Here is a 23,507-nt window from a genome sequence, read left to right on the forward strand (position 1 = left end):
CAACAGTCAGCCCCGAAGCATCAGCATGTCCAAAGGTGTCGTCAGCGCTCTACTGCGGCAACGCGCTGGACATCTCCCGCAGCATCACGTCGATATAGCCCGCCCCGTCCATCGTCAGCACATGGCGCTTGCGCAGCTCGGCGCGCTTGCGCTGGTCGGTGCCGTTGAGCCACTTTACCTGCTTGAGGGCGGTGTCGGTCACGATGAAGGCCAAGACGGGAAAGCCCAGCTTCTGCGCGAGGGCGCCGCGGATGAAGTTCAGCAGGTCGAGCTTGTCCTGCTCCTGGTGGACGACCCCATGCGGTTCGACGAAGGCGAGGGTCTGCGCATCGCCGCGCTGCATCCAGAGCATGAAGTCGGGATAGAAGCCGCCGGTCTGGAAGAAGCCGATGCCCCGCTTCGGCAGGTTGCGCAGCAGGAACAGCTCGATGCCATCCCAAGCCGGGTCTTCCCAGGCGTCGTACCAGTAGCCGCGCAGGTCTTCCACGAAGCGTCGCTCGCTGCCGACGAGCCCTGTCGGTACCGACTTGACGACCTCGGCGCCCTCCGGCGGGTCCTCAGTTGCCAGCAGCAGCGGCGCATACAGGTGCTCGTCCAGGTGCAGGCGTGGCAGGGGTTCCTGGGTCTCTTCGTCCAGGCGCTTGCGGCGGTCGTCGAGGATGGCCTGAACAGCCGCCACCAGCTTTAGCGGCACATGCAGTTCATACGCGGGTGCCGGCGGTTCGCCGGTGCGCGGGATATTGGCGTGAGCGTTATCGAACAACCCCAGTTGGGCGTTCTGCGTCTCCTCGGCCCGCTGGCGGCGCAGATAGAAGCGGTCGATGCCCTGCTCGATCAGGGTTCGCGCGGCGTTGGTCAGCCGGTCCACGTCCTTTGGTGAGCGCGGCGCCAGGACCTCGGGCGGCGCGGCAAGATGGGCGCTTTGGGTCAGGAAGGCGTCGATGTCCTCGCGGGCAATGAACAGGTTGCCCCATTCCTTGCGGGCCTTGTGGGTGAGGGCGTGGCGGTACAGCGATTCCATGGGCAGGAGCCCGCACACACCGGCGAGCGTCTGATACCTTACGGGCTGCGCGGCGGCCGTGAACCCGTCCTTGTCGCCGATGCCGAGTGTCGGCATCAGGTTCAACTGTGCCGTCACAGCCGTCGGGTCGAAGCGGATGCTCAGGTCCATGAAGCGGAAATCGTCGCGCACCTTCGGGTACTGCAGGCGTGCGCCGCCGAGCCCCGGCTCCACCTCGATGGGCAGCCGCAAGACAACCGAAGGCTCCAGGTCTTCGCGTTGCAGCGTGTTCAGGAAGGTGGCGAGGTACTTCGCGCGCAGGCCGAAGATGTTCAGCGTCTCCAGCAGCGGCAGGTGGGCCGGGTGCTCGCGGGCGAGTGCACCATCCAGCGCGGTGGAGCGGCGCATGGAAAACTGCAGGCCCTTGAGCCGGATGCCGCGCCCGAACAGTTGCAGCACTTGCGCGCCGGCGTTCTGGCCCACCTTCAGCAGCCCCATGGTCGACACGCGCCAACTGCTCCAGCCTTCCAGAAACTTCTTGGAGCCCACCAGGAAGGACAGGTTGCTGTCGCCACTGTCGAGCCCCTTGAACAGCGACGGGCTGATGCTATCGTCCTCGTCGGTCGGGACTTCGGTCTGCTCCGCAACCCGCTTCAACAGGTTGCTTGCGTCGCCTACGTTGATGACACCGCAGTAGGCATCGGCGGCACCGGCACGGGCACGGATGCCGATCTCGCCGTCGGCGCCCTTGATCAGGTGCAGGCTCAGGCCGCTGTCGGCATCAGCGTCGGCCAGAAACAGGTCCCGGCGCAGGTCCGCGACCACGCGCGCGGGGCTCAGGTTCAGCGACGCCAGGTACGGGAAGCGGTCCGCGAACAGGTCGGCGCCGTCCGGACGGGTCAGCCCGGACTCGGCGCCGAGCACGCGCGCGGCGAGGCCCACGGCCCATGGCGTGTCCCGGCAGACCCGATCCAGAAAGCGGACGACCTCCAGCACCTCGGGCGCCTTGCCGGCGCTCACCTTGTCGCCGATGAACACCATCAGCGGCGGCTCGATCAGGTAGTGACTGCGCGCTTCGGGCTCGGCGTCGAAGTACCGGCGCTGCTGGTAGAAGGCCAAGAGTCCGCCCATCAGCAGCAGATCCTCGTGGGTGTTGCCCTGGTCACCTTGCAGGTTGGCAACCCAATAGTCCTTGCCGTAGCCGTCCAGGTAGAAGCTGCGGTAGGCGTAATCGAACAGGATGCAGCGGGCGTACTCGGCGTGCAGCGCGTCGTCCTTCTCGGCCACTTGGGCGAAGGTGGCGCTGTATTCGATGGTGAAGCCGCCGTGCGCGGCCAATGCCTCCCGGATGCTCCGCCAGGCGCGCTCCTGCTCGGCGTCCACCTTGCTTTCGGTGCCCTTGTGGCCCTCGTCCACCAGCAGCAGATTCGGCCCCTCGAAGTGGTCCGTCGGCAGGCTCTCGCCGGAGCGCGGGCTGTCCATGCCCGGCCTTGGCACGTAGAGCTTGGTGATCTCCAGGACCTGGATGCCGGCGTAGCCGGCGCAACTCTCCAGCGCGTGGCAGGCGGGGATGCCGCTTTGCTCCAGGTCGGACAGGTGTTGCTCTGCCAGCCCGCGGTTCGGTGCCAGCAACAGGACATTCGCGGGCCTGAACAGCCCGTAATGCTGGAACTGCAACACGTTCAGGTGCAGCAGCAGGGTCTTGCCGGCGCCCGTGGCCATCCAGAAGGCGAGCTTCAGCAGGTCCTTGGGTGTCAGGGGTGTCTGGTGGGCGAAGCGGGCCTTGCGGAACGCCTCCAGGTCCAGCAGCAGTTGTCCGGCGTCGCTGGTCAGTCGGTCGAGAAAGACCTCCGCATAGAGCAACGCCAGGTATTGGAAGAACTTGAGCCGGAAGCCGCCGCGGCGCTGGGCGAGGCGCGCCTCGTGGGTCAGGATGTTCAGGTCATAGCGGCGCAGGGCGTCCAGGTCGAGCGCGGGTGTCAAAGGCCCCGCGGCGAGCTTGGACGCGCGCCCCTCCAGGATGCCGTACCAATGGCTCTGACCGTCCGCGCGGCGACCGTGGTCGGCGCCCCTGCAGGCGGCGGACAGGGCCGGGAAGTCCCCGCCGAGCGCCGCGGAGACGAGCTCGAACAGCAGCAGGTCGCGATGCAGCTTCATCGGCTGGCCATCAGCAGACGGGGAGCGGGTACGCGCGCACTGCCGGATCGACGGTGGCGAGTGTCAAGCCATGCTCCAGGGCTTGGCAGACGAGCATGCGGTCGAACGGATCGCGATGTAGATCCGGCAAGCCGGACAGCCGGGCGACACTCGGCTCGTCGAGGGGCAAGGTCTCGATGCGGTGCCGCCGCCGTTGCTCGGGGAGATAGATCTCGGGTGACGCCGGCAGGGCCAACTTGCCGAGCCGGTACTTGACCAGCGCCTCCCAGATCGACACCGGGCTCAGGTAGACCTCGTTTGCCGGGTCTCGAATTGCGTCCCGCAAGTGCGCCGGGAGCGCCTTCGCGCCGGTGAGATGCCACAGGAAGATGTGCGTATCCAGCAGCAGTCTCATTGCTCGAAGGTGCTCAGGACGTCGTCGGGCAGCGGGGCGTCGAAATCGTCCGGCACCTCGAACTCCCCGGCACAGAGGCCGAAGGGGCGTGGCTCCTCGCCCCGCGCCGGGGCGCGTTGCTTGATGAAGGCGGCGAAATCCAAGACCTCGCGTTGCTGCGACATCGGCAACTCGCGCAGGGTGGCGAGCAGCTCATGTTCCAAGGGTGTGGCTGGGACTGACATCGAGGGTACCTCGGGGCGTCATCGAATGGGGTACTTCATGATAGCGACCAGCTCCGGACAGTCAGCCGAGCGCGTGCTCGTCGCGCTCGTTCATGCGGCGGTGAAATTCGCCGTCCAGGCTGCGGCCGTTCGGGATGCTGCTGTCGCCGTTCACATACACCGTCGCGTATTCGGCGAGCCTGGGGTATTCGCCCGCGACGAAAGCACGGTCCCGAGCATGGTCGAAGCCGGCCATGTCGCGCCAGACCACCAGCACCGGCCGGCCGTCCTCCAGCGCCTCGACGATGCGGTAGGGGCGCTTGCCGTCCGCCAGGGCGCGGATGCGCTGCACGTGGAAGCCCATCAGCAGGTTGAAGGTCTCGATCAGGTCCACCGCGACCTCGCGCAGGCCGTCGTTGCCGTGCACCCGCAGCTTGTAGTCGAAGGGGTGCTCAAGGGCGCGGGTGTTGAGCCGAACGGGGGCACCCTCGGTCTCGGCGTCGAGCATGTACTTCAGCAGGTAGTCGTCGCCGAAGATGTCCTGCTGGCCAGCCAGGCGGGCGTTGCGCTCCTCGGGCAGTTCCAGCGCGTTCAGCGAGTTCTCGAAGGATTCCAGGCGCAGGACCTTGACCAGGCGGGGGGAGCGTTCGACCCAAGCGTGCTCGTCGGTGTCATCTTCTTGCGTTCCGTTCTTCCATGTGGGCCATGACATCACCTTCGCCGTTCGCTTGCACAGCGTGGAGTGGAAATAGGTGCCGTAATCTACTGCTAGGAATCGGCGCCTCGCTCCGTCACCGCGATTCTGCTCGATTACTGCCTGAACGGTAGCGCCGGAGCCGGCAAAGAAGTCGGCTACAAGATCCGAGTCGGCGGTGACGAAGCTGATCAGCTTCTCGATTAGCGCCACCGGTTTCGGATTCTTGAATATCTCCCGCGAACCGAACAGACTCTCTAGTGCATTTGCACCGACCCTGCCATCTAGCTCTATAACACCCTTGAGAGAGCCGCGATAATCTCGCAGATACTCTTTGATCTGAAGTTTCAGGGTTCCGCCGCAGTCAGACGTAGCGCGGGCTAGGGCTTCAGGATTTTCGGCGGGGTTTGCGCGAAACCCCGCAAACCCTGCCAAAACTCCCCCTACCTGCTCGCGCAGGCCCCCGAAAACCGCGAAACTCCAGTCTTTGATCTGCACGATCTGTTTTTCATCGTCGCCAAAAAGAAACTTATCGGCCGCCCTCAGCTTCGCCGCCGTCTCAGACGGAAACCTATAACCGCGAGCCGGTTGAACGCACGGTTTTCCGTTCGGGTGAAGAATGTTGTAACGGTATCCTTCTTTGCCGGGATTATGCACCTTACGACTCCCGGTATAGGGTCCAACATCGTCAACCCGGTCATAATGCGTGAGCGGGTTGAGAAGTTGCTTGTTGTTCTTGATGAACAGACGGAATGCAGTCTGTATTTCCTCCGGGCTCCCCAATGTCTCCTTCAATCGCTCATACTCAGCCAACATTAGGTCTCGTGCGTCAATGTCGGTGCTGGACCAAACAGGAGCGTTGGTTTCCGCGTCCCGTACGAAACACTCGATGTACTCATGCTCAAATTGGACTCGCGTCGGATTATTGTCAGTCGCCCCCTTCCAAACGATTGTGCCCACTGAGTTTGCCTTACCGAAAATCCGCATAAGAAGTTCGTGCAAGACGGCATATTCGTTGGAGTCGATGCTGCAAAAGAAAACTCCCTCGGAAGTGAGCGCTTCGCGGATTGTCGGCAACCGCTCCTCCATCATCGTCAACCAGGTCGAATGCCGCGAAAAATCGTCCTTGTACAGAAACTCGTCACTGCCGGTGTTGTACGGTGGGTCAATGTAGATGCACTTGACCCGCCCGCGGTAGCGGTACTCCAGCGTGCGCAGCGCGGCATAGTTCTCGGCGTGCACCAGGAGGCCGTCCAGGGCCGCGTCGATGTCGTCGTAGCAGGCCAGCAGGCGGAGCTTGAAGGGCTCGTCGAAGTGGCGGGTGTCCACGACCAGGGTCGGGTACTGCTCCAGTGTCTTTTTGGTGATGGTGCCTTTCAGGCCGAACAGGTCGCGCCAGGCGTCGATCTGTGCCGGGTTCTTGAGGATTTCGGGCCAGAGCGCCCGGTCCAGCAGCCGCACGGGGGCCAGGTAGTCGGCGCGCAGCACGAACTTGCGCTTCTCGAACAGCGCGGCCTGAAAGGTCTCGATCTGGTCCAGGAAGCCGATGATGAGCCCACCGATGGTGCGCAGGGCCTTGAGCTTGATGAGCCGGTCGGACAGCACTGCGGGGTCGGTGCTGCCGGCGATGGCGTCGAGGTCCAGAAACTCGTTCTTTAGGTACCAGTCCAGCTCGGCACGCAGGAAGGCACCGAGATTGGGGTGCACGAGGTAGTCGGTGCGGTGCTTGCGGGCATAGCGGCGGATGTGGCGCTCCAGGGTGGCGCCGTCGAGCCCCGGCTTCAGGCGTGTCTTGAGCGGCGCCAATAGGCCGTCGATGATCTGTTCCTGTGCGCTGCCGTTGCCTTTGAAACGCTCTTCTTCCTGCTTGGTGAGCGGGCGGAAGACGAAGGGCAGGCAGGCGGTGTGCTTGTCCGCGTCCACGTCGAATCCCGCGGGCTGCGGGAAGAAGTAGCGGGTCTTGCCCTTGACGTTGTCCTGTTCCTGACTGGCCTCGGCGAGCTGGAGCTCGACGGTCCAGTCGCCGTCGCGGTAGCGGTAGCTGGTCAGCTCCTCGGTGGTCTTGACGTAGTGGCTGCCGCGTCCGCGCCAGTGGAAGTGCACGTCCTCGCCGTTGTAGGCGACGCTGTAGCGGCCGTCGCGCCCGCGGCGGGGTTGGCGCACGAAATCGCCGTCGGCGTAGTAGCGCGAGAAGAACAGGTACAGATGGTTGTAAAGCCGGTCTTCTTCAGACTCGGAAAAACCGGCGGCTGCGGCAAGGTGCTCGCGCTCGGCGGTCAGCTCCAGCCAGCGCCTGCCGGCGGGCATCTCGGCGACGCGCGGGTCCAGCTCGCCGCCGGGCGTGAAGGGCGCGGCAATGCCCCACATGCCCGCCGCCTTGTCCAGCTCGCCGCGGACGGTCTCCAACGCGTTGTCCACCTCGGCGAGCCGGTCCGCCGCCTGCCCCTCCAGGGCCTTGCCCATGATCTCCGGCAGCTTGGTGTCGAAGAAGGCCCGCACCTCGTCGCGACGATACTTGAGGATGCGGTAGAAGCCGAAGTCCAGATCGGCAAGATCCACCTTGAGCAGATCCTGGTACAGGAGGCGGAGGAACTTCTCCTTGCTGGACGACGCTGAGCTGGTCGGCATGTCGGGCGCGCGGCGGGTTGGTCCTGGTGGGCGATCTCCGGGAGCGCATAGGATACCGGTTGGCCGGCGCACCGCGCTCGGGTATACCGCCGACGGTCACGCCGGAGCGGCTTGGGACCTGAGGGAGCCCAAGTTTGAGGGTCGAGAAAGCCATGACCAAGTGATGGTTCAGAAAGAACCGGCACACGCACGGGATGGCGCGAGCGCAGCGAAACCCGACATCAAGGGCATCGACATCGCCGTCGGGATCGGCATCGGGGTCAGGATCGGAATCGAAATCAGGCCTCGGTCACGACTCCATCCCTGCGCGGGCGCACCCTGCGTGGCCCGGGCTTCCAGCCCTGATTGTGTCAGGCCAGAATGATCTGACTACGCAGTAAGCGGCCAAGTCGTTCGGAGTGATGATCACTGCCCGAAATCGTCTTCGGGATCGACGCGATGTGATACTGGCTACGGCGATGAGAGGTGCGATTTCGATCCCGATTTGGCGGGCATCGCCGGCTTTCCAGCCGACTCGGCGTTAGCGCGGCTCGATGCCGCGCCGGTGCCGTCGGGGCTGATACGAGGGCAGATGCGCGGTCGCCCGTCCAGCGGTGCGGCATGGGCGGTCCCCCGGCTCCAGCACCGCAGGTTCCGCGCCGGGGGCATTACGCCCCCCGGCGGGCGAGGCCGGCCGAAAGCCGGTACCACGCCTCAGTTGTTCTGGATGACGATGCGCGGGAACTTGGCGGCGTAGTCCTTGGCCTGGAGCGAGAGCTTGGCTGCGGTCTTGCGGGCGATCTCGCGGTACATCTGGGCGACGCGGCCTTCGGAATCGGCGACCACGCTCGGCTTGCCGGAGTCGGTCTCCTCGCGGATGTGGATGTCCAGCGGCAAGGAGCCCAACAGCTGGATGCCGTACTGCTCGGCCATGGACGTACCGCCGCCTTCGCCGAAGATGTGCTCCTCATGGCCGCACTTGGAGCAGATGTGGATGGACATGTTCTCGACGACGCCGAGCACCGGCACCTCCACCTTCTGGAACATCTTCAGGCCCTTGCGGGCGTCCAGCAGGGCGATGTCCTGGGGCGTGGTGACAATGACCGCGCCGGACACCGGCACCTTCTGCGCCAGGGTCAGCTGGGTGTCGCCGGTGCCCGGGGGCAGGTCGATGACCAGATAGTCCAGCTCGGACCAGTTGGTGTCGTTCAGCAGCTGCTCCAGGGCCTGGGTGACCATGGGGCCGCGCCAGATCATCGGCGTCTCCTCTTCGATGAGGAAGCCGATGGACATGGCCTGCAGGTCGTAAGCGGTCATGGGCTCCAGACGGTTGCCGTCCTTGGACTCGGGCTTGCCGGAGATCCCGAGCATGCGCGGCTGCGACGGGCCGTAGATGTCCGCGTCCAGAATGCCGACGGTCGCGCCCTCGGCGGACAGCGCCAGCGCCAGGTTCACGGCGGTGGTGGACTTGCCGACACCGCCCTTGCCGGACGCCACGGCGATGATGTTCTTGATATTGTCAATGGGCTTCAGGGATTTTTGCACGGAGTGCGAGCGCACTTCCCAGTCCACGTCCACCTGGGCCGCGGATACGCCCTCCACCCCTTCCACCGTCTGCTTCACCGCCTCGGCGATGGCGTCGGCGGCACCCTTGGCCGGGAAGCCCAGGGTGACCTTGACCTTGACCTGATCCCCTTCGATGTCTATGGACTTGATGGACTTGCTGCTGACGAGGTCGCGGCCGAGATGGGGCTCGACATAGTCTTTGAGGGCGGCCTCGACGGTCTCGTTGGTGGGTGCGGACATGGGAAACTCCGTTGTCTGGGTGGCCGCCCGGCGCCGGGCGGGCCTCAGTCTGTATCTATAGCCCTGTAGCTGGGGCGCGATGCCTGGGGCGCCTGACGCCGCTGGGTGGCGCCTACGGTGCCCGCTCAACTGGTATCAGTGCTTGCTAATTCAAGGCGGCGGCCGTGCGCCGAGCACCGCCAGCCGGCGCGGCGCGCTCAGGGCTGATCCGTATCGGCGATGATCACGCGGTTGCGTCCCGCGGCCTTAGCACGATAGAGCGCGGCGTCGGCGGCTCGCAGCAAGTCATCGCCATCCGCCCCAGCGCGGCTATAGGCGACGCCGAAGCTCGCACTCAGCCGGCCGTCCACGCCCTCGATCTCGGTGCGCTCGAAGGCGGCGCGGATACGCTCGGCCACGGCGACGGCGTCATCGAGGTCGCCTTGGGTGAGCAGCACGCAAAACTCCTCGCCCCCCAGGCGGGCCACCAGGTCGTCGTTGCGAGTGTTGGCGCGCATGACCGCCGCGAAGGTCACCAGCGCCTTATCGCCCACGGCATGGCCATAGGTGTCGTTGACGGACTTGAAGTGATCGATATCCGCGACGACGGCACCCAGTCCTACGGCAGCCTTGCCGTCGGCAGAGACCTCCCGAAAGCGCTCATCGAGGGCGCGCCGGTTGGCCACCCCCGTGAGCGGGTCTGCGAGCATCAGCCGGCGGATCTCCTCCTTGTCGCGCCGCAGCCTGCGATTGGCCCGCACCAGCTCGCGCTGCGCCTCGGCCAACTGCTCGTTCAATTGGGTCACGGCCGCGCTGAGTCGCTCCAGGTCGGCGATGTCGTGCTCGGCAAGCAAGAGCAGGCGCCCACCGCGCCGCCACACCTCCCCACGAACCGTGCGCGCGAAGCGGGCGCCGTCGCCGACGCTGAGATTGCCGGCATAGGCCGCGCCGTCCGCGGTGGCCGCGAGCAAGGCACCGAAGCCGGGCTGCTGAAACCAAGGCGCAATGGACGCCGACGGCGGCGGCGGGCCGTCTGACTCCAGCAGATAGGCGAAGCCGCGATTCGCGTCCAGGCAGCGGCCGTCCAGATCCATCACCGCCGCCACGACCGCGGTCAGGTTACGGAGAATGCTCGGGATGCGCTCGGCCTCCAGGCCGGCTTCGGCCAGCATGTCATAATCCGCGCCTTCGCGCCGGCTCGCGGACGCGTCGCCCGCGAGCCCATCATCAACGCTGCCGTAGCTCAGGGCATCGACCCGCTCGCGCTCAGACATCAGCGATCAGGTCGACGCAGCGGCCATGGCCTCCCGTACATCCCGGAACCAGGCGTCCGCGCCCAGGGTGTGCGCTGCGGCCTCGAGCTGACTCACCAACAAGCCGCCCACAACCACCTGCGGCGCGGCGTTGCCCAGCTCGGCGCGCAGGCGCTCGATCAGCGCCCGCAGCAGCGGCAGCTGCGGCGGCATGCTGACCGACAGCCCCAGCAGCTCCGGGCGCTCTGCATCGCAGAAGTCCACCAAGTCGCGATTGGGGACATCAGCCCCCAGAAAGCTCACGTCCCAGCCGGCCAGCTCGAAGGCGTCGCTGACCATCCGCAGGCCCAGCGTATGCAGATTGTCTTGAACGCAAGCGAATGCCGCCGTACGGCCGTTGGGGGGCGCCATATCGGCGGCGGCGAAGCCCGTCACCATCGCGGTCTGAGCGATGCTGGTGGCCAAATGCTCCTGTGCCACTGTGATACGGTTCTGTTGCCACAAGGCACCGACGTGGTAGAGCGCGGGCTGTAACAAGTCCACAGACACGTCCACCAGCGCCGCGCCCTCGCGCATCGCCGCCAATACCTGCGCCTCGGCGCCGGCGCGCTCTCCGGCCAGCAGTGACTGACTCATGGCGAGCGCCGGCGCCCCTGGCTCCGCCAGCACCAGCCCGACCCCGGATTCCGCCGCCGACAAGGCTGCGATGCCGTGCTCCAGCAGCGCGAGCACATCGGCAACCCCGGCGTCCTGGATGTGGACTTCGATCCAGTCACGAGCCACCTTTAGCGCATCGGCGGTATGCGCAACCGCCAAGCAACGGCTGGCGAGGACACTTTGCAGCCAGCGCAGATAGGCAGCGAACACCTCGGCATCCCCCAGCTGCAGGGCCGCCGCGAGCTGAGCCAGGTGGCTGCTCAGGTCTTCCCGGCAGCGCTCTGCCACCCGTAGCCGCTCCGCCTCGGAGGCCGGGGGATGACGCTCAAAATAGTCCGCGATCACGGCGGCATGAAGCGGCTCCCGAGCGGCGTGCAGCCGCTGCAAGAGGCGCGTCGGCGCCGGCGCGAGCCGTGGAGGCGAGTGTGTCTGCATGGCTGCGTCCTGATGGGACCAGTGCGGGCTTTGATGGCGCGCTGCTTTCGGCGGCTCGTCTGACAAGGGGCGGCGCAGCCCCGTCAACGGGGCCGAGCGGGATCTCCCTCGTGTCAGTATAGGAGGAATGCCGATGCACCATGCGCTCGGGCGCGGATTTCCGCTATTCGGTCGCAGCGTCGCCGCCGGCAGCGATGTTGGGCGCAGCGACGGCGATCGCCTGTACAATCGCCCCAGCACCGCCGGGGCAACCTTGCAGCCAAGCCCCGACCCGCTCCGGGAATCGCCGCGCGACAGGCATGATCAAGCTACGGACGTACATCTACATCGACTCCCTGCAACCTCAGCTGGCCGAGTACATGGCCACGGTTTCCCAGGGCTTTCTGCCCATCCCGGGCGATGCCTGCTTGTGGGTGGAAGTCTCTCCGGGTATGGCCATCCACCGCCTGACGGATACGGCGCTGAAGGCCACCCGCGTGCACCTGGCGCAACAGGTGGTGGAGCGCGCCTTCGGCTCCATGGTGATCCACCAGCGCGATCAGAGCGACGTGCTGGAGGCCGGCCGGATTCTGCTGGAGAACCTCGGCGCCGAGCAGGACGACCGGCAGAAGTGCCGGGTGGCCTGGAAGGAGATCATCCGCGCCATGACGCCGGACCACACGGTGCTCATCAACCGCCAGAACCGCCGCGGCTCCATGATCCTGCCCGGACAGAGCATGTTCATCCTGGAGACCGAGCCTGCGGGCTACATCGTCTACGCCGCGAATCAGGCGGAGAAGGCGGCCAACATCACCATCATCGACGTGCGGGCGGTGGGCGCCTTCGGCCGCCTGACGCTGTCCGGCACCGAAGCCGATGTCGACGAGGCCGGCGCCGCTGCGGTCAAGGCCGTCGAAGTCCTCTCCGGTCAGGAGCGGCCGGTGATCTCCCACCAGCACTGACCGCAGCACCGGACAAGCAGCCAGCGGCCAGGCCGCGAGCCGGCGACGGCCGTCGCATCATCAGGTCGCATCATCAGATTGTCAGGGACGCCGGCGATACTGCCTCAGTCTCCCAGCCATCGCCGACAGATCGACACGCCACGCCGCTCAGCACGCCTCGCAGAGCTCGATCTCGGCGGCCACCGGCCTGTCATCGCTTTGGGCCCACTCCATCATGGAGCCGTCGTAGAGCTTGGCCTCTTCGTTGCCGAGCACGGCATAGGCCGCAAACCAGGTCAGGGCGGCGCGGTTGCCGCTGTGGCAAAAATGCACCTGTGCTTGGCTCGGGTCGATGCCGCGGGCCTCGAACAGCTGCGCCAGGGCACCGGCGCTGCGCAGCTTGGCCCCGCCGTCGGCGGCCACCCAATCGTAGGGCAGGTGCCTGGCGCCGGGGATGGTGCCCGGGCGCTCGTCGCTGTCGCCGGTGTAGATGCCGACGAACTCACCCTCGCTGCGGGCGTCCACCAGCTGGGCGTCGGCGGCGCGGGCTGCCTCCACCGCGGCGGCGTCCGGGATCAGCTCCGGGCGCAGCGCCGGCTCGAAGGTGCTCGCCGCTCGGCGCTCCGGCCCCTTCACGAGGCGGCCGCCGGCATCGGCATAGGCCACGAGCCCGCCGTCGAGCACGCTCACTGCATCGTGGCCCAGCACGTTGAAGGTCCAGAAGACGCGTGCCGCAGCGGCCAGATCGCCGGCGCCGCGGCCGGTGGCGACAATGACCACGTGGTCGTCGTTGCCGACGCCGGACTCGCCGAGCATGGCCGCCAGCGCCGCCACGTCCGGCAGCATGGACTCGAGCAGCGCCGGGTTTTTGTTGCCCTTGGGCGCACTGGTGCGCCAGCGATCATAGGGCAGGCTCACGGCGCCCGGAATGTGGAAGCGCTGGAAGGCCTTCGGCTCCTGCAGGTCGACGACGACAATGTCGTCGGCGTGGGCCTTGAGCCAGGCGGCGTCGACGAGTGCCGGCGCTGTCTCGGCGGCGGCGATGGGCAGGGCGAGGGTCAGCGCCGCTGCGAGCAGCCAGTGTCTGAGCCAGTTTCTGAGCCAGTGTTTGAGCATGGTGGGCTCCCGGCCGGATAGGCCAACGCGTGGAAGACGCCGCGAGATGGTGGCCGCAGCCACGGCGATTCAAGCGACACCGACATGGTGCCGCGCCGGCGCCACGCGGGCGCCGCCGCCGGGGTGGCGGCGCTCATTCGGCGTCGCCGCCCTTGCCGGTGCCGCCGGTGCTCCCGCTCAGGCCGGCGGCGAAGAGCTTCTGCATCATGTCCATGCCGGCAAGGCTGCTCGCCATGTACGGTTGGAAGAGCTTGAGCGGGTCATAGCCCTCGGCGCCCGCCTGCATGCGCGCGCGGATGTCATCCAGCAGCTGTTGCTGGAAGGCCTCCACGTCCGGCAGGCCCATGAGCTTGCGCATTTCTTCGGGGGTGATGTCCAGGTCGACGTGGATCTTCATGCGGTGGCTCGCAGCTGTGTGTGTTGGGGGGAATGGACTTGCGCGGTGCCGGCAGCCATGCGCACTCCGACGCCGGGCGGCGCGCAGCAAACGCGGCTGCCGGCGGCCTCCGGCATCGCCCGGGCCGACATCGCCCGAGCCCACCGGCTCAGTGACGGCTCGCGCGCGGCGGCAGCTCCTGCGGTAGGGGCTCCTCCACGGCGAGCCCCCGGCGGACGCGGCGGCCGAGCAGCACGCAGGCGCGCTCGAAGGTGCGCTCGGCCTCGCGCAGATGCCAGTTCCAGTCCAGCGGCGGCGCATTGGTGCGCACGGAGAAATGCCCCGTGGTGATGACGCGACCGATGCGCACCTCCACCGCCCAGTCGTGCCAGACCGCCTCCGGCTCCGCCTCGTCGGCGAATTCCTGCTCCACCAAGCGCACGGCGGCGCCGCCGGTATCGTCCATCACCACCAGCTCCGAGAGCAGGGTGGACTCATCGACGCAGCTTTCCCAACCGGTGTGCACGCCGGAGGCGTTCTCCATCAGGGCGTGCACCAGCAGTGCGGGCGTGATGCGCAGGCTGAGCGGCATGTCCCAGTCGGGGTCCGCGGTCTCTGAATAGGCGGCTGGATCGTCGTTGGTCATGGGGTGCTGCGGTGGTCTGGAAGCTCAATGGTCGGCACTCGGCACTCGGCACTCGGCACTCGGCACTCGGCACTCGGCACTCGGCACTCGGAATGCTAGCTTAAACCGCGAACGCCGCCGCTGTCGTCAAGCGCAGACCGCCCCAGTACGCTCCGCTTTCGCGTAAAGTGCGCACCATGGCGGCGATGGCCGCCCGCCGGCGGTCCGCACAGACCGCCCAGACCCCGCCCACAGCCACCCCCAGCGACTCGAGCTGAGCCCGGTGTCGGGCATGTCCAATTGCACATCCATGGAGTAGTCCACATGAAGGTCGCGGTGTTCTCCGACGTCCAGGCGGTGCTTCCGGCACTGGAAGCCGTCATCGAGCACATCGAGGCCTGGCATCCCGACATGGTGGTGATGGCAGGCGATCTCGTGAACCGCGGCCCGGACAGCGGCGGCTGCCTGGCCCTGTTCGACGCCATGCGCCGCGAGCAAGGCTGGCTGCCCGTCTATGGCAACCACGAGGTCTGGGTCCTGCGCTGCGGTGAGGAGGCACCGGCCTCCGAGGGCGAGCGCGACATTCGCCGCTTCACGGACTTGGCCTGGCAACAGGTGGCAGACCAGGCAGAGCGCCTGCATGGCTGGCCCGATCACCTCTGCCTGCATCCGCCGGACGCCGACGCCTGGCTGCACGTCACCCATGGCACCATGGCCGGCAACCGCGACGGCATCACCCCGGGGCGCTCCGATGAATCCCTGGCGGGCAAGCTGCCGCAAGGCGTGGCGCTGTTCGTGTCCGGGCACACCCACCGCGCCCACCAGCGCCGGACCCAGGGCATGGACGTGGTCAACGTGGGCTCCGTCGGCTCCCCCTTCGACGGCGATGTCCGCGGCAGCTACGGGCGCTTCACCTGGCGCGGCGGGCGCTGGCACACCGAGCTGGTGCGCTTCCCCTACGACCGGGAGCGGGCCGCACGGGACTTCGAGACCTCGGGCTTTCTGGACCAGGGCGGTCCCTTGGCGCGGATCGTCTACCTGGAATGGGAGCGCGCCGAGCTGCTGATCGCCGGCTGGCGCGAGCGCTACCAGGATGCCGTGCTGCGCGGCGAGATCACCCTGGAGAGCTCCGTGGAGCGCTATCTGCGCACCATCACCTGAGCACGACCGCCTCGGCGGCTGCGCCCACCCCCGCCCGGGCGCCGCCGAGACCGCGGCGGCGTCAGTTCCAGCCCACCACGTCGTAGCCGCGCTCGCGCAGGCAGCGATTCACATAACGCTTGAAGGTGCTGCTCGGCTCGCTGCTGCGGCTGGCGCCCCGCAGGAGCCCCACCGCTGCGCCCGCGGCGGCACCGGCGGCGGTGCGATTGCCGACGTCGTCGGCACCGCGCACGGCACCGTAGATGCCGGTGGCCGCACCGCCGGCAGCGGCCCCTAAGGCCGTATCCCGAGCGATGCGCCCGCCGTCGGCACCGCCGGCACCGGCCTCCCGGGCCAGGCGTCGGCACTCCTCGATATCCGCCTGGGCCACTGGGCCGCCGCCGTAGATCACGGGCTGTGACGTGCATCCGGCGAGTGCGAGCGCGAGCACGAGCCCCAACGCCAGCGCCCCAGCCGGCCAGCGCCGGAGCCAGGCCGCCGGCGCAGGCGCGCGCCGGCATCGCGGCAGCCCCGCCGCCGCAGCCAGGCTGCGGCGCTTCGCCACTGTGTCGATTTGCATCTGCTCTGTCCCTCCCGGGCATGGCGCGCGGCAAGCGCCCGGCGGCTGCCGCTTCGTCGCCAATGATACTGTCATCACAGGCCACGCAGGCACAGCGCCCGCCCCGACATCACCCGCAACGCCGACGAGCGGGCCCTGCTCCGGACCGCGCGCTGTTGCACCGGCGCAGCCGATGCATTGTCATCCAACCCGATGCAAAATAGGCTAATGGGCGCGGCGGCTGCGTGTCCCGCGTCAGCGCCCGACACCAAGAACCAGTGGCTGGTCGGGCTCGACCCGGCGGGAGTCTCTAGCCCATGGCAACGGCACAGAGTCACCATTCGCAGGCGTCTTCTTCAACACGGTCGCTGCATGCCGCCGAGCGACGAGCAAGGTCGTCGACGGCGCCGCCGCCCGTGATCCAAAGCCTGTTGGAGCCCACCGACGTGCGCATCAACGGCAATCGCCCCTGGGATATGCAAATCCACGACCCGAGCGTCTATCAGCGCACGCTGCGCGACGGCTCGCTCGGCCTCGGCGAGGCTTACATGGAAGGCGCCTGGGACAGCGAGCAGCTAGACGAGACCTTCGCCCGGCTCTTGCGCCACGACCTCGACGGCGCGCTCAACAACGCGGCCAAGCTGCATTTCGCCTTCCAGTGGGTCAAGGACCGGGTCATCAACCGCCAATCGCGCTCGCGCGCCTTCACCGTCGGCGAGCGCCACTATGACATCGGCAACGATGTCTATCGGGCGATGCTGGACCCCACCATGAGCTACAGCTGCGGCTACTGGCGCGATGCCGCTACCCTGGAGGAGGCACAGCTCGCCAAGCTGGACCTCATCTGCCGCAAGCTGGCGCTCACTCCGGGGCAGCGGCTGCTGGACATCGGCTGCGGCTGGGGCGGGCTCGCCGCCCATGCCGCCGAGCACTTCGGCGTCCAGGTGGTCGGGGTGACGGTCTCCCGCGACCAGGCCGAGCTGGCCGCCGAGCGCTGCCGGGACCTGCCCGTCGACATCCGGCTCCTGGACTATCGCGACCTACCCAAGACCGTGGGCGGGCGCTTCGAGCGCATCGTCTCCATCGGTATGTTCGAGCATGTAGGCGTGCGCAATTATCCCGCCTACTTCGATGTCGCCCGCCGCCTGCTCAGCGACGACGGACTCTTCCTGTTGCATACCATCGGCAACAGCACGACCTCCCCAGTCACCGATGCCTGGACCGACGCCTACATCTTCCCGAACGGCAAGATCCCTTCGGCGCTGGAGATCACCCGGGCGCTGGAGGGTCGCTTTTTGGTCGAGGACTGGCACAATTTCGGCCCCGATTACGACCCCACACTGATGGCCTGGTGGCAGCGCTTCGATGCGGCCTGGCCGGAGCTGCGCGCCCACTACGATCATGCCTTCTACCGCATGTGGAAATACTACCTGCACGTCTCGGCGGGCTTCTTTCGCTCGCGCCAGGGACAGCTTTGGCAAATCGTCCTGGCCAAGCGCAGCCGCGCGGGCGCCTATCGCTCAGTGCGCTGAATCCGGGAGCGCTGAATCCGGCAGGGCCGAGTCCGGCAGCGCTGGCTCGGCACTTCGGGGCCGCGCGGGGGCGCCGGCATGAGCGCCGCCCGCAGCGACCCGGCCACGGGCGTGCCGCAGCCCGACACCCTGCACCGCTTCCTGTTCGAGCAGCTCGGGGTGCGCGGCCAGCTGGTATGCCTGGACGCCGCCTACCAGGCCGTGCTCTCGCGCCACTCGTATCCAGCGCCGGTGCAGAGTCTGCTCGGCGAAGCACTGGCGTCGGTGCTGCTGCTCACCGCCACCCTCAAATTCGAAGGCTCCCTGACCCTCCAGGCCCAGGGCAGCGGCCCGATCCGCACCCTGGTCGTCCAGGGCAGCCACAATGGCAAGGTACGCGGCCTTGCCCACTGGGACGGCGACGTACCCGCGGGCACGCTTGAAGAGCGCTTCGGCACCGGCCACCTGGCGCTGACCTTGCAGCCGACTCGGGGTGAGCACTACCAGGGGATCGTGCCGCTGGAAGGCCCGGGGCTCGGCGCCGCCATCGATGCCTATTTCGGCCACTCCGAGCAGCTGCCCACGCGCTTGTGGCTCGCCGTGGACGGCAGCCGGGCGGTGGGCCTCATGCTCCAGCGCATGCCGGGCACCGTCGAGGACGCCGACGGCTGGGAGCGCACCGTCACCCTGGCAGGCACGGTGGAGGCGCGCGAGCTGCTGACCCTGCCGGTGCAGAGCCTGCTGCGCCGGCTGTTCCACCAAGAAGACGTGCGCCTGTTCGAGCCCGAGCCGGTTGCCTTCCGCTGCGGCTGCTCGCGCGGGCGCATCGAAGAGACCCTGCGGGCGCTGGGCCGGGCCGAGGTGGACGCCATTGTGGCGGAGCAGGGGGATATCGCTGTCACCTGCGAGTTCTGCAACCGCGACTACCGCTTCGACGCCGTGGACGCCCGCGAGCTCTTCAGCGACAGCGTCGTCCCCACGGGCGTGGGCGACTCCAAGCACTGATTCGCCGCGGCCGTCGTCCGCGCCCAGCCCAGGCCAATCCGGCCCAGCCCAGCCGGTCCGCTGCGATACGGGCCGCCGCCTGCGCGGACGCGCACGCCGCAATCGCATCGAGCAGCCGGCACAGGGCGGCGGTATCCTGTGCGCCGGCGGCAGCCTTCTGCCCCATCCCCGGCAGCAACCAACCCGGAAGAGCGCATGTCAGCAGCCAAGCCCTTTGTCCTCGTCCTCTATTACAGCCGATTCGGCGCCACCGCCGAGATGGCCCACCAAGTCGCGCGCGGCGTCGAGGAGGCCGGCATGGAAGCCCGCCTGCGCACGGTGCCGGCGGTCTCCACCGTCTGCGAGGCCGTCGAGGACAGTATCCCGGACGCCGGCGCCCCCTACGCCGAGCTGGACGACCTGCGCGACTGCGCAGCGCTGGCGCTGGGCAGCCCAACACGCTTTGGCAACATGGCCGCGGCGGTGAAGTACTTCCTGGACGGCACCTCGCCGCTATGGCTCGCCGGTGAGCTGGTCGGCAAGCCCGCCGGCGTGTTCACCTCCACGTCTAGCCTGCACGGCGGCCAGGAGACGACCCTCACGTCCATGATGCTGCCGCTGCTGCACCACGGCATGCTGCTCCTCGGCCTGCCCTACAGCGAGACGGACCTGCTGCACACCGACGCCGGCGGCACACCGTACGGCCCGTCCCACGTGGCGGGCATCGACAACGACAACCCCGTCACCGACGCCGAGAAGCGCCTCTGCCAGGCCCTGGGACGGCGGCTCGCCGCCACCGCCGCGGCGCTGGCGGACTGATGCACCGCAGCTCGGCTCGGCTCCTTGTCGAGCGGCGCGCGCGCAGGCGGCCATGAGCACCGCGCCGGAGCAGCTGTGCCTGGCGCTGCGGCTGCCGGAGGCCGGCGGCTTCGAGCGCTTCGTCGCCGACGGCAACACCGCCGTGGTCACGGCGCTGCGCCACTGGGCGGCGGACCCGGCGGCCGGCCATGTCCTGCTCCACGGTGAGGCGGGCACCGGTAAGAGCCACTTGTTGCATGCGGCCTGCGAAGGTGCCACCGCCGCGGGCGCCAAGGCGCGCTTCGTGCCGCTGGACCTCGAGGGGCTCGCGCCCTCGGTGCTCGAGGGCCTGGAGGACTGCGACGCCGTGGTGCTGGACGCCGTGCAGGCCGTCGTCGGGCAGCGGGACTGGGAGCTCGGGCTGTTCAACCTCTACAACGCCCTCGGCCAGCACGGCGGGCGGCTGCTGCTGGCGGCGCGCGCGCCGGCGCCGGCCCTGGGTCTGACGCTCCCGGACCTCGCCTCCCGGCTCGCCGCCTGCGCCACCTATGCCGTGCAGCCCTTGGACGACGCGGGCCGCGCCCGGCTGCTGGAGCGCGAGGCCACCGCCCGCGGCCTGACGCTGAGCGAGGAGACCCTGCGCTACATCCTCACCTACAGCCCGCGGGACACGGCCTCGCTGCTGGCGCTGGTGGCGGCGGTGGATGCCGCCTCCCTGCGCCTGCGCCGGGCGCCGACGCCGCGCTTGGTGGGCCAGCTGCTGCAATGCCGCCTGGACGCCGCGACACCCGCCGGCGGCCCCTGAGGGGAACCGGCGGCAGGCCTTGCGCCGCCGCGCGGCTGCGCGACAATGGCGCCCTGCCGTCGCCGTCCGCCGCCAGCCCGAACACCGCCCAACGCACAGGACCGCACCCATGGTGCTGATGATCGACAACTACGACTCCTTCACCTACAACCTGGTGCAATACCTTGGCGAGCTGGGCGCCGAGGTCCGCGTGCTGCGCAACGACGAGGCGAGCGTCGAGGAGGCGCTGGCGCTGGCCCCGGAGCGCATCGTCATCTCCCCCGGCCCCTGCACGCCGGACGAGGCCGGCATCTCCGTGGCGCTGGTCCGCGCCGCCGCCGGCCGCGTGCCCGTGCTCGGCGTCTGCCTGGGCCACCAGTCCATCGGCCGAGCCTTCGGCGGCGAGGTGATCAAGGCGCGAGCGGTCATGCACGGCAAGACCTCGCCCATCCAGCACCAGGGCGAGGGCGTATTCGCCGGGCTGGAGACACCCTTCGAGGCCACCCGCTATCATTCGCTCATCATCGACGCCCAACACCTGCCGGCGGATCTGGAAGTGACGGCCTGGACCTGCCGCGACGACGGCAGCCGCGACGAGATCATGGGCGTACGCCACCGCGAGCTGCCGGTGCAGGGGGTGCAGTTCCACCCCGAGTCCATCCTCACCCGTCACGGCCACGATATTCTCAAGAACTTCTTGAACGACCGAGCCTGATCGGACCCGCCCTCAGCCCTCAGCCCTCAGCCCTGACGCGAAAGGGCTGAGGGCTGAGGGGGGCCGTGATCGAGTGAACAACGCAAGCAAGCCGCATCCCCATGGACATCAAACAAGCCCTCGCCCGCGTCATCGACGGGCACGACCTCACCGGCGACGAGATGACCGGCTGTATGCGCGCCATCATGACCGGCGGCACGACCCCGGCCCAGATCGCGGCCTTCCTGGTGGCGCTGCGGCTCAAGGGCGAGACGGTGGACGAGATCGCCGCCGCGGCCGCGGTGATGCGCGAGCTCGCCACCGGCGTCGACATCGGCGACCTGCCCCATGCCCTCGACATCGTCGGCACCGGCGGTGACTCCGCAGGCACTTTCAACATCTCCACGGCGAGCATGTTCGTCGCCGCCGCCGCCGGCTGCCACGTGGCCAAGCACGGCAACCGCTCGGTGTCGTCCAAGTCCGGCAGTGCGGACCTGCTGGAGGCCGCCGGCGTCAACCTGAGCCTGACCCCGGCACAGGTGGCCCAATGCGTGCGGGAGCTGGGCGTGGGCTTCATGTTCGCCCCCGCCCACCACGGCGCCATGAAGCACGCCATCGGGCCGCGCCGGGAGCTCGGCGTGCGCACGCTGTTCAATGTGCTCGGGCCGCTCACCAACCCGGCCGGAGTGCGCCGGCAGGTGCTCGGCGTCTTCGCCGAGCCGCTGCTGGAGCCGCTGGCGGCGGTGCTGGCCAACCTCGGCGCCGAGCAGGTGCTGGTGGTGCACGCCGCCGACGGCCTCGATGAGATCAGCATCGCCGCCCCGACGGACATCGCCGAGCTCAAGGACGGCGCGATTCGGCGCTACCGCATCGAGCCCGCGGACTTTGGCCTGGAGGCGGCGCCCCTGGATGCGGTGCGCGTGGACGGCCCGGCCGCGAGCCTGCGGCTGGTGCGCGCGGCGCTCTCCGGCGAGCCCGGCCCCGCACACGACATCGTGCTGCTGAACGCCGGCGCCGCCGTCTATGCCGCCGGCGTCGCCGACAGCCTGGAAGACGGCGTGGAAGCCGCGCGCTCAGCCATCGAGCAGGGGGCGGCCATGGAGCGACTCGAGCGCCTTGCGGCACTCACCCAAGGCTTCGGGGCGCCGGCGCCATGAGCGACACCCCGGATATCTTGAAGCGCATCGTCGCGCACAAGGCGGAGGAAGTCGCCGCCTGCAAGCGCCAGCGCCCGCTTGCCGACCTTGCCGATGCCGTCGGCGCGGCCGGCCCCACCCGCGGCTTCGCCGACGCCCTCGCCGCGCACATTCGCGACGGCGCGGCGGGCGTCATCGCCGAGATCAAGCGCGCGAGCCCGAGCCGCGGCCTGCTGCGGGCCGATTTCCGCCCGGCGGACATCGCCGTGTCCTATGCACGCGGCGGGGCCGCCTGTCTGTCGGTGCTAACGGACCGGGACTTCTTCCAAGGCGACCCGCAGCACCTAATGGACGCCCGCGGCGCCTGCGCACTGCCCGTGATCCGCAAGGACTTCGTCATCGACCCCTATCAGATCCACGAGGCCAGGGCCATGGGGGCCGACTGCATCCTGCTCATCGCCGCCTGCCTGGAGGATGCCGCGCTGAGCGATTTCACGGGCATCGCCCGCGAGCTCGGCATGGACGTGCTGCTGGAGGTCCACGACGGCGACGAGCTGACGCGGGCGCTGGCGGTGCCCGCCCGCCTCATCGGCATCAACAACCGCAACCTGCGCACCTTCGACGTGAGCCTCGGCATCACACTGGATCTGTTGGCGCAGGTGCCCGCGGACCGCCTGCTGGTCACCGAGAGCGGTATCCACACCCGCGACGATGTGGCCCTGATGCGAGCCCACGGCGTACACGCCTTTCTGGTCGGTGAATCCTTCATGCGCGCCGAGGACCCGGGCGCGAAGCTGGCGGAGATGTTTTAGGGCGAGTATCTAGGGGCGAGTATCGGGGGGCGAGTATCGAGGGGCGAGTATCGAGTGTCGAGGGGCGAGTAGCGAGGGGGCGGCAGGACGATGACGGCGAACATCATCTATCGCTGCTCGTCCCTCGTCACTCGCCACTCGTCACTCGAAACTCGTCACTCGAAACTCACCGGGTTCCATAGACCACGATGGTCTTGCCACTGACGCTGATTTGCTCCTGCTCCTCCAGCGCCTTTAGCACCCGCCCGGCCATCTCGCGCGAGCAGCCCACCATACGCCCGAGATCCTGACGGGTAATGCGGATCTGCATGCCGTCCGGATGCGTCATGGCGTCCGGCTGCTTGCACAGCTCCAACAGGGTCCCGGCGATGCGGCCGGTGACGTCGACGAAGGCGAGATCGCCCACCTTGCGGCTGGTGCGCTGCAGGCGCGTCGAGAGCTGGCGCCCGATGGCATGGAGGATGGCCAGCGCGTGGTCGCGCAGCTCGCGCTCGAGCGCCTGCTCCAATCGGCGGTAGCTGATCTCCGCCACGCGGCACTTGGTGCGGGTGCGCACGATGACGCTGCGGGTCTGCTGCGGCAAGAAAAGGCCCATCTCGCCGATGAACTCACCGGCATTGATGTGCGCCAGGGTGAGCTCGCGATGATCCTCGTCCTCGATGAGCGCGGCCACCGAGCCGTCCACCAGATAGTACAGCGTCTCGGCGGGCTCGCCGGCATGGATGAAGTCCACGCGCTTGTCGTATTGCTTGGTGTGACACTGGCTCAGGAAAGGCTCCAGCCAGTCCGGATCGGTTTGGGGCACGATTCTCTGCATCATGCGGGGGTCGCTCGGTTGCGTTCTGGGGGCTGCCGCACCGCCCGTGG

Annotated in this window: 21 protein-coding genes; 9 read left to right on the forward strand and 12 right to left on the reverse strand. The window is 68.2% G+C overall.

Annotation, left to right across the window (positions count from 1 at the left end; translation table 11 throughout):
* Positions 1-49 precede the first annotated feature (49 nt).
* The 7 genes from CKO31_RS16455 to CKO31_RS16485 all read right to left on the reverse strand — a co-directional run bounded on the left by CKO31_RS16455 (position 50) and on the right by CKO31_RS16485 (position 11,185).
* Positions 50-3,157: a DEAD/DEAH box helicase family protein gene (locus tag CKO31_RS16455; protein ID WP_200239655.1), complete on the reverse strand. Its 3,108-nt coding sequence runs from the start codon at positions 3,155-3,157 to the stop codon at positions 50-52.
* Between the two features lie 10 nt (positions 3,158-3,167).
* Complete coding sequence (locus CKO31_RS16460; protein WP_200239657.1) at positions 3,168-3,551, reverse strand: type II toxin-antitoxin system VapC family toxin; 384 nt, start codon at positions 3,549-3,551, stop codon at positions 3,168-3,170.
* Positions 3,548-3,775, reverse strand: a complete 228-nt coding sequence (locus CKO31_RS16465) for a DUF2281 domain-containing protein (RefSeq protein ID WP_200239659.1) — start codon at positions 3,773-3,775, stop codon at positions 3,548-3,550. The genes CKO31_RS16460 and CKO31_RS16465 overlap by 4 nt, the downstream gene beginning before the upstream one ends.
* Before the next feature lie 61 nt (positions 3,776-3,836).
* On the reverse strand, positions 3,837-7,076 hold the full coding sequence (locus CKO31_RS16470) for a site-specific DNA-methyltransferase (RefSeq protein WP_200239661.1): 3,240 nt from the start codon (positions 7,074-7,076) through the stop codon (positions 3,837-3,839).
* Between the two features lie 693 nt (positions 7,077-7,769).
* On the reverse strand, positions 7,770-8,861 hold the full coding sequence (gene apbC, locus CKO31_RS16475; RefSeq protein WP_200239663.1) for an iron-sulfur cluster carrier protein ApbC: 1,092 nt from the start codon (positions 8,859-8,861) through the stop codon (positions 7,770-7,772).
* Positions 8,862-9,058: 197 nt separating this feature from the next.
* Positions 9,059-10,114: a GGDEF domain-containing protein gene (locus CKO31_RS16480; RefSeq protein ID WP_200239665.1), complete on the reverse strand. Its 1,056-nt coding sequence runs from the start codon at positions 10,112-10,114 to the stop codon at positions 9,059-9,061.
* Between the two features lie 6 nt (positions 10,115-10,120).
* Entirely contained in the window at positions 10,121-11,185 is a 1,065-nt protein-coding gene (locus CKO31_RS16485) for a cobalamin B12-binding domain-containing protein (RefSeq protein ID WP_200239667.1), read from the reverse strand.
* A gap of 299 nt (positions 11,186-11,484) precedes the next feature.
* On the opposite strand from CKO31_RS16485, the gene CKO31_RS16490 reads away from it, so the two are divergent.
* Complete coding sequence (locus tag CKO31_RS16490) at positions 11,485-12,126, forward strand: BMC domain-containing protein (RefSeq protein ID WP_200239669.1); 642 nt, start codon at positions 11,485-11,487, stop codon at positions 12,124-12,126.
* Positions 12,127-12,273: 147 nt separating this feature from the next.
* Here CKO31_RS16490 and CKO31_RS16495 read toward each other — a convergent pair whose 3' ends face one another.
* The 3 genes from CKO31_RS16495 to CKO31_RS16505 all read right to left on the reverse strand — a co-directional run bounded on the left by CKO31_RS16495 (position 12,274) and on the right by CKO31_RS16505 (position 14,243).
* Positions 12,274-13,221: a sulfurtransferase gene (locus CKO31_RS16495; RefSeq protein WP_200239671.1), complete on the reverse strand. Its 948-nt coding sequence runs from the start codon at positions 13,219-13,221 to the stop codon at positions 12,274-12,276.
* A 133-nt stretch (positions 13,222-13,354) separates the two neighbouring features.
* A complete protein-coding gene (locus CKO31_RS16500; RefSeq protein ID WP_200239673.1) occupies positions 13,355-13,618 on the reverse strand; it encodes a DUF6489 family protein in 264 nt (87 codons plus the stop codon).
* 148 nt (positions 13,619-13,766) lie between these two features.
* On the reverse strand, positions 13,767-14,243 hold the full coding sequence (locus tag CKO31_RS16505) for a hypothetical protein (protein WP_200239675.1): 477 nt from the start codon (positions 14,241-14,243) through the stop codon (positions 13,767-13,769).
* 303 nt (positions 14,244-14,546) lie between these two features.
* Here CKO31_RS16505 and CKO31_RS16510 point away from each other — a divergent pair, with 303 nt between their 5' ends.
* Entirely contained in the window at positions 14,547-15,383 is an 837-nt protein-coding gene (locus CKO31_RS16510) for a metallophosphoesterase family protein (protein WP_200239676.1), read from the forward strand.
* A gap of 61 nt (positions 15,384-15,444) precedes the next feature.
* Here CKO31_RS16510 and CKO31_RS16515 read toward each other — a convergent pair whose 3' ends face one another.
* Positions 15,445-15,942, reverse strand: coding sequence for a hypothetical protein (locus CKO31_RS16515; RefSeq protein ID WP_200239678.1), 498 nt, complete (start codon positions 15,940-15,942; stop codon positions 15,445-15,447).
* Between the two features lie 296 nt (positions 15,943-16,238).
* On the opposite strand from CKO31_RS16515, the gene cfa reads away from it, so the two are divergent.
* From cfa to trpC, 7 genes are all read left to right on the forward strand, one after another.
* Complete coding sequence (gene cfa, locus CKO31_RS16520; protein ID WP_200239680.1) at positions 16,239-17,453, forward strand: cyclopropane fatty acyl phospholipid synthase; 1,215 nt, start codon at positions 16,239-16,241, stop codon at positions 17,451-17,453.
* Positions 17,454-17,531: 78 nt separating this feature from the next.
* Positions 17,532-18,437: an Hsp33 family molecular chaperone HslO gene (gene hslO / locus CKO31_RS16525; RefSeq protein WP_207148039.1), complete on the forward strand. Its 906-nt coding sequence runs from the start codon at positions 17,532-17,534 to the stop codon at positions 18,435-18,437.
* Positions 18,438-18,632: 195 nt separating this feature from the next.
* On the forward strand, positions 18,633-19,235 hold the full coding sequence (wrbA, locus tag CKO31_RS16530; protein ID WP_200239681.1) for an NAD(P)H:quinone oxidoreductase: 603 nt from the start codon (positions 18,633-18,635) through the stop codon (positions 19,233-19,235).
* A gap of 52 nt (positions 19,236-19,287) precedes the next feature.
* A complete protein-coding gene (hda, locus tag CKO31_RS16535; protein ID WP_200239683.1) occupies positions 19,288-20,019 on the forward strand; it encodes a DnaA regulatory inactivator Hda in 732 nt (243 codons plus the stop codon).
* A gap of 109 nt (positions 20,020-20,128) precedes the next feature.
* On the forward strand, positions 20,129-20,713 hold the full coding sequence (locus CKO31_RS16540; protein WP_200239684.1) for an anthranilate synthase component II: 585 nt from the start codon (positions 20,129-20,131) through the stop codon (positions 20,711-20,713).
* Between the two features lie 101 nt (positions 20,714-20,814).
* Entirely contained in the window at positions 20,815-21,849 is a 1,035-nt protein-coding gene (gene trpD / locus CKO31_RS16545) for an anthranilate phosphoribosyltransferase (RefSeq protein WP_200239686.1), read from the forward strand.
* The gene (gene trpC / locus CKO31_RS16550) at positions 21,846-22,640 is read left to right on the forward strand and encodes an indole-3-glycerol phosphate synthase TrpC (RefSeq protein ID WP_200239687.1); all 795 of its coding nucleotides are present in this window, start codon (positions 21,846-21,848) and stop codon (positions 22,638-22,640) included. Before trpD ends, trpC begins: the two co-directional genes overlap by 4 nt.
* 166 nt (positions 22,641-22,806) lie before the next feature.
* Here the strand turns inward: trpC and crp are convergent, their stop codons facing one another.
* The gene (crp, locus tag CKO31_RS16555) at positions 22,807-23,457 is read right to left on the reverse strand and encodes a cAMP-activated global transcriptional regulator CRP (RefSeq protein ID WP_242475439.1); all 651 of its coding nucleotides are present in this window, start codon (positions 23,455-23,457) and stop codon (positions 22,807-22,809) included.
* Between the last annotated feature and the right edge of the window lie 50 nt (positions 23,458-23,507).

The organism is Thiohalocapsa halophila, from assembly GCF_016583825.1.
Taxonomy (GTDB): domain Bacteria; phylum Pseudomonadota; class Gammaproteobacteria; order Chromatiales; family Chromatiaceae; genus Thiohalocapsa; species Thiohalocapsa halophila.

Bases quoted from the DNA above. Each gene is read 5' to 3' on its own strand.
- CKO31_RS16455 (WP_200239655.1), bottom strand. From the start codon at position 3,157: ATGAAGCTGCATCGCGACCTGCTGCTGTTCGAGCTCGTCTCCGCGGCG.
- CKO31_RS16460 (WP_200239657.1), bottom strand. From the start codon at position 3,551: ATGAGACTGCTGCTGGATACGCACATCTTCCTGTGGCATCTCACCGGC.
- CKO31_RS16465 (WP_200239659.1), bottom strand. From the start codon at position 3,775: ATGTCAGTCCCAGCCACACCCTTGGAACATGAGCTGCTCGCCACCCTG.
- CKO31_RS16470 (WP_200239661.1), bottom strand. From the start codon at position 7,076: ATGCCGACCAGCTCAGCGTCGTCCAGCAAGGAGAAGTTCCTCCGCCTC.
- apbC (WP_200239663.1), bottom strand. From the start codon at position 8,861: ATGTCCGCACCCACCAACGAGACCGTCGAGGCCGCCCTCAAAGACTAT.
- CKO31_RS16480 (WP_200239665.1), bottom strand. From the start codon at position 10,114: ATGTCTGAGCGCGAGCGGGTCGATGCCCTGAGCTACGGCAGCGTTGAT.
- CKO31_RS16485 (WP_200239667.1), bottom strand. From the start codon at position 11,185: ATGCAGACACACTCGCCTCCACGGCTCGCGCCGGCGCCGACGCGCCTC.
- CKO31_RS16490 (WP_200239669.1), top strand. From the start codon at position 11,485: ATGATCAAGCTACGGACGTACATCTACATCGACTCCCTGCAACCTCAG.
- CKO31_RS16495 (WP_200239671.1), bottom strand. From the start codon at position 13,221: ATGCTCAAACACTGGCTCAGAAACTGGCTCAGACACTGGCTGCTCGCA.
- CKO31_RS16500 (WP_200239673.1), bottom strand. From the start codon at position 13,618: ATGAAGATCCACGTCGACCTGGACATCACCCCCGAAGAAATGCGCAAG.
- CKO31_RS16505 (WP_200239675.1), bottom strand. From the start codon at position 14,243: ATGACCAACGACGATCCAGCCGCCTATTCAGAGACCGCGGACCCCGAC.
- CKO31_RS16510 (WP_200239676.1), top strand. From the start codon at position 14,547: ATGAAGGTCGCGGTGTTCTCCGACGTCCAGGCGGTGCTTCCGGCACTG.
- CKO31_RS16515 (WP_200239678.1), bottom strand. From the start codon at position 15,942: ATGCAAATCGACACAGTGGCGAAGCGCCGCAGCCTGGCTGCGGCGGCG.
- cfa (WP_200239680.1), top strand. From the start codon at position 16,239: ATGGCAACGGCACAGAGTCACCATTCGCAGGCGTCTTCTTCAACACGG.
- hslO (WP_207148039.1), top strand. From the start codon at position 17,532: ATGAGCGCCGCCCGCAGCGACCCGGCCACGGGCGTGCCGCAGCCCGAC.
- wrbA (WP_200239681.1), top strand. From the start codon at position 18,633: ATGTCAGCAGCCAAGCCCTTTGTCCTCGTCCTCTATTACAGCCGATTC.
- hda (WP_200239683.1), top strand. From the start codon at position 19,288: ATGAGCACCGCGCCGGAGCAGCTGTGCCTGGCGCTGCGGCTGCCGGAG.
- CKO31_RS16540 (WP_200239684.1), top strand. From the start codon at position 20,129: ATGGTGCTGATGATCGACAACTACGACTCCTTCACCTACAACCTGGTG.
- trpD (WP_200239686.1), top strand. From the start codon at position 20,815: ATGGACATCAAACAAGCCCTCGCCCGCGTCATCGACGGGCACGACCTC.
- trpC (WP_200239687.1), top strand. From the start codon at position 21,846: ATGAGCGACACCCCGGATATCTTGAAGCGCATCGTCGCGCACAAGGCG.
- crp (WP_242475439.1), bottom strand. From the start codon at position 23,457: ATGCAGAGAATCGTGCCCCAAACCGATCCGGACTGGCTGGAGCCTTTC.